Raw genomic sequence first — 4,706 nt, forward strand, 5'->3', positions numbered from 1 at the left:
CATCTCAGGGCGCGGCTGTCTGAAATCCTCAAAGTCAGCGGCTGAGAATACCAGCATCTCACCTGCACCATTATGACGGAAGTAGTCATCGCCTTGCTTATAGTCAGTCGTTTGCGTCCAGCGTAAAAAGTCCTCTTTTTCCTCTTTTGGCTTTTGGGTAAATAAGTTATACGCTATGCGCACAGTCAGCAAATTCTCATCGTTAAGCTTTTGCACGACTTCATAATCATCAGGGAAGTTCTGTGAGCCGCCGCCTGCATCGATAATGCCCGTGACCCCTAAACGGTTAAGCTCGCGCATAAAGTGACGGGTTGAGTTCACTTGATAGTCAAAAGGCAGTTTTGGCCCTTTGGCAAGGGTGGCATACAAGATAGTCGCATTGGGCTGAGCAATGAGCAGACCTGTCGGATTGCCATTAGCATCACGAGTAATCTCGCCACCCGGTGGTTCAGGCGTGTCTTTGGTATAGCCTACCGTACGCAGAGCTGCCGCGTTCAATAGCGCGCGATCATATAGATGCAGGATAAATACTGGCGTATCTGGGGAGATAGCATTGATCTCATCAATCGTCGGCAAGCGCTTCTCAGCGAACTGCTGATCGGTAAAGCCGCCAACGACCCGTACCCACTGCGGAGATGGTGTCTTATCCACTTGCGCTTTGAGCATAGACATCGCATCGGCAAGCGATCTTACCCCATCCCAACGCAGCTCCATATTGTAATTGAGCCCGCCGCGGATGACATGAGTGTGGTTATCAAAAAGACCTGGGATGACGCTACGACCGTTTAGATTAATAATCTTGGTATTCTCGCCCGCCAGCTCTCGTACGTCTTTGTCATTGCCGACCGCGACGAATCTATCGTCTTTGATGGCGACAGCGCTTGCACTAGGTTTGCTGTGGTCAAGAGTCGTCATCTTGCCGTTGTAGTAGATGATATCGGGAGTTGCCATAATATTATCCTTAATGTATGGAATGCACTTATCGGGCGTGCATTTAAGTGAATTAAGCGTCTAAGCGCGGCTGAGAAGTGGTTTTTGGGTCTAACACTGCGCCATTATTGACACTTGAGGTGCTGGGCGCTGATGTAGAGGGTTCAAGTACTTGTGCCGCCTCATCTTTTGATGAGTAACTGGCGATAAACTGCTTACCATAAGGCACCATTTGCTCACCGATGAGCATACCAAGTAGTCCAATAAGTGCGACCACAGGAGGCGCAGGCGAGCGCACGTTCAATACGCCATATAACAGACCTGCCAGAATGCCGACCGCGAGTGAGATAAGATACAGTTTCATATTTTTATCGCCATAAAAAAAGCATCAACCAAGCTCTAAAGATTTGCAAACTCAATTGATGCTATAAGACAGTAGCTGCGGCTAAATATTGTATTTAACCGCACGATACTCAATAATATATTAGCCCGTTTTAAGGGCAGGATTAGGTCCAATGCTGCCTCTTGCCATCGCGCGTGCAGGGGCTTTATGTACCATCGTATAGGCATAATCAACACCCATACCATAAGCGCCAGAGTGCTCTCTGACGATATCCATAACCGCATCATAAGTGTCTTTATTAGCCCAATCACATTGCCACTCTAGGAGCACTTGTTGCCACGTGACTGGGATCACGCCTGCTTGCACCATACGATCCATAGCGTACTGATGCGCCTCAAGAGTCGTGCCACCAGAGGCATCAGCGACCATATAGATCTCATAATCGGTGTCATGCATAGCAGATAGCGCAAAAGATAAGTTACAAACCTTAGTCCAAAGGCCAGATACGACGATCTTTTTGCGGCCATTTTTGGCATGCTCAGCGAGCGCATCACGGACGTTTTGATCATCCCAAGAGTTCATTGAAGTGCGCTCTAGCGTATCGTTGTCTGGGAATACGCTTAGTAGCTCTGGAAAGGTATTGCCAGAGAACGCCGCGGTTTCAACCGCAGTGATAGTCGTTGGGATACCAAAAGTTTTAGCCGCTTTTGCTAGACCAACCACATTGTTTTTTAGAGTTTGACGATCGATAGACTGTACACAAAAAGCCATCTGTGGCTGCTGATTAATAAAGATAATTTGGCTGTTTTGCGGCGTTAGTAGTTCTAAAAGCTTGTTAGACATAGTCGTATTCCTAATAGTGAGATGAGTATTCAAAAGTCGTTACTACTACAAAATCTAAACGTCAGAGCTGGCTCAATGTAATAAGGCTCTAATCAATGACGCCTCAAACCAACTCTAAACGATGTAATTATAATAATTGTTAGCAAATAAAAGATAAACCAGAGCAATTGCAACTCACCATTCTGTTTATCAGAACAATAACCGTTTATCAGAACCCTATATTCAGTAATATAATGCTAACAAACCATCCCCTGTAAGCTGCTAGCATATTAAAGCTACAATCTAGAGCACCATCTAGGTCTTATCATTTATTAATAAAAGGAGTCACCCTATGTCTGACGAACAACCATTAAACTATGACGTTATCGATAATAAAGACAAACAACGTTTTGAGATTCATATCGATGATCAAATTGCACTGGAGGACTACGAGTTCTTTACCACAAGTACAGGTGAAAAAGGCATTGAGTACAAGCATACCGAGGTGCCAAAAGAATTAGGCGGTCAAGGTATCGCAGGTTATCTAGTCAAATATATCTTGGATGATGCCGCAGCAAAAGGCCTGCGAGTTAAACCCACCTGTCCTTATGTCAAATCCTATATCGACAAGCACCCTGAGTACCAAGACAACTCTGTATTTCATAACGCAGCGCCCTAAACCTCATAATCTTAGAATAAAAATAACTCTAAAATAAAAAAACGCCATGCTATGAGCACGGCGTTCTTTATTTATGAAACTTTTCAGCTTAAAGCTTCAGGTTTACACTTTAGACATTCTTGACGATCTCTTTTGGTGGGTTGTTGTAATACTGTACCCCAACACCGTAAGCACCTGCGTGCTCCATCACGACATCCATGACCGGCTGATAAGTCTCTTCACGTGCCCAGTCACGCTGCAACTCACACAAGACCTGAACCCAAGTCATCGGAATGACGCCCGCTTCTGTCATACGAATGACGGCCATATCGTGGGCTTCTTTATCGATTCCGCCACATGCGTCAGTTACAACGTAGACATCATAGCCTTGATCGGCTGCTGATATTGCTGGCAATAGCACACAGATTTCAGTCCATAGGCCTGACATAATAATCTTTTTGCGACCCGTCTTTTTGACTGCATCGACAACGCGTTGATCTTCCCAAGCGTTAAGTAAAGTACGATCGATTGGCGTATCGTTTTCAAACTCTCTTTTTTGCTGCTAAGGAATCTCACCGGTAAAGGTATCGGTAGTCAACGTCGTCAAGACCGTTGGGATATCCCAGATTTTTCTCGTTTTAGATAAAGCGACGATCGCATTGAGCACATCTTTTGTGTCATGACTACCTAGCCCAAAATACATTTATGGCTGCTGGTCAATGAACATAAATACTGTATTGTCAGGGGTGATGAGCTTATCGCTAGGATCAGCTTTTACTTGATCAATATTAAAATTAGACATAATTATCTTCCTTTGATTTTGTTTATAGTTGAAGTGCTCTAGTGTTATTGTTATAGAAGAACTATTTATAATGATGTGCACCAAACCCTTAAGAAGGATTTAATGTACATTACACACTAGGTAATAGTCCTTCACAGTATACTAGCGTACCTTTTTAACTTACATTAGTAGACTAGTACAATGTTTGTTAATATCTGGTAAATCAAATTTATAGTTTGTTGATTGTTGCAAGTAAGCTCAATAAAGCACTAAGCGCCCGTAGCATTTTTTAGCGCTTGCTTATCACGCATTTTTATCGCCGCGTAAAGCACGGGCAAGATAAACGGAGCAATTGCCCATAAACCGATGTAGATGAACAATACCGCACCCACAAAAGCGCCAATAGTAAAGCTGGCAACTAGCGTAAAGCTATGCTTTAGGCTACTCATGTTGCAATTTTTGCGATCAAACACATAGTCTGATAGATCAATACCGAGCTGCGTGGTATTACCCGTCATCAGTAGCGTTGGCTTCATTTTGCCCATAATCGTTTTGCCTGCGGTGTTACGAATAGCAAAAGCGGTCAAACCCAAAAATCCTGTAAATGCCACTTCTAACGTGCCCGCCTGCTCAAAAGGGCCAAAATAGATAGCCGATGCCAAAAACGCCAGCAAAAACACAACTTCAGCAAATAATAAATTACTGAGAATAGGTTTGTTAGCACTCGTAATATTGATCATACGTTTGGTGATAATGACCGTCAGCAAGAACACAGGCAATGCGCCAAGCTTGACCCACAGCCCATCGCCACCTTTAACCAGTCCGCCACCCGCCATCACCAAGTTACCAGTGACGTGGTTGGTAAAGAAGCCAAGTAACCCGATAAAACCTATGGTATCAATAGCGCCGCCCACCGTAGTTAACATGACTGGTATCTGATAGCGCTGCCAAAAAGTCAGGTTAGATGAAGGCGCGTTGTCGCTCTCATTTTTTGTTTTTTCTATATGAGCCACTTCACTCCCCTATTTATATGTTGGTGAATTTATATCGCAAATGCCAAGTACGTTTACTACTTCGATCAGTATAATTGTTGACTATAATTAGATAAACACTAATAAAAACAACACTAAGTTCATGTTTAAAGAACAATAAAAGTAAGAACAATAAAAGTA

Annotated in this window: 5 protein-coding genes and 2 pseudogenes; 1 reads left to right on the top strand and 6 read right to left on the bottom strand. The window is 43.6% G+C overall.

The window, feature by feature from the left end; all coding sequences use genetic code 11:
* The 3 genes and pseudogenes from ACTXGO_RS09845 to ACTXGO_RS09855 all read right to left on the bottom strand — a co-directional run.
* A partial coding sequence (locus ACTXGO_RS09845; RefSeq protein WP_443574262.1) for an amidohydrolase family protein occupies window positions 1–951 on the bottom strand: 951 nt, incomplete at its 3' end.
* 181 nt (window positions 952–1,132) lie between these two features.
* Window positions 1,133–1,294: pseudogene (locus ACTXGO_RS09850) on the bottom strand (DUF1427 family protein); the annotation flags it as partial.
* Window positions 1,295–1,414: 120 nt separating this feature from the next.
* Window positions 1,415–2,116: a hydrolase gene (locus tag ACTXGO_RS09855; RefSeq protein WP_443574265.1), complete on the bottom strand. Its 702-nt coding sequence runs from the start codon at window positions 2,114–2,116 to the stop codon at window positions 1,415–1,417.
* Between the two features lie 331 nt (window positions 2,117–2,447).
* On the opposite strand from ACTXGO_RS09855, the gene ACTXGO_RS09860 reads away from it, so the two are divergent.
* Entirely contained in the window at window positions 2,448–2,774 is a 327-nt protein-coding gene (locus tag ACTXGO_RS09860) for a GNAT family N-acetyltransferase (protein WP_443574267.1), read from the top strand.
* Window positions 2,775–2,883: 109 nt separating this feature from the next.
* Here ACTXGO_RS09860 and ACTXGO_RS09865 read toward each other — a convergent pair.
* The 3 genes and pseudogenes from ACTXGO_RS09865 to ACTXGO_RS09875 all read right to left on the bottom strand — a co-directional run.
* Window positions 2,884–3,285: pseudogene (locus ACTXGO_RS09865) on the bottom strand (isochorismatase family protein); the annotation flags it as partial.
* 30 nt (window positions 3,286–3,315) lie between these two features.
* Window positions 3,316–3,456 (bottom strand): hypothetical protein, encoded by a 141-nt coding sequence (locus ACTXGO_RS09870; RefSeq protein WP_443543539.1) that lies wholly within the window; start codon window positions 3,454–3,456, stop codon window positions 3,316–3,318.
* A gap of 347 nt (window positions 3,457–3,803) precedes the next feature.
* On the bottom strand, window positions 3,804–4,460 hold the full coding sequence (locus ACTXGO_RS09875; RefSeq protein ID WP_443543537.1) for a YoaK family protein: 657 nt from the start codon (window positions 4,458–4,460) through the stop codon (window positions 3,804–3,806).
* Between the last annotated feature and the right edge of the window lie 246 nt (window positions 4,461–4,706).

Source organism: Psychrobacter sp. T6-1 (genome assembly GCF_052258445.1).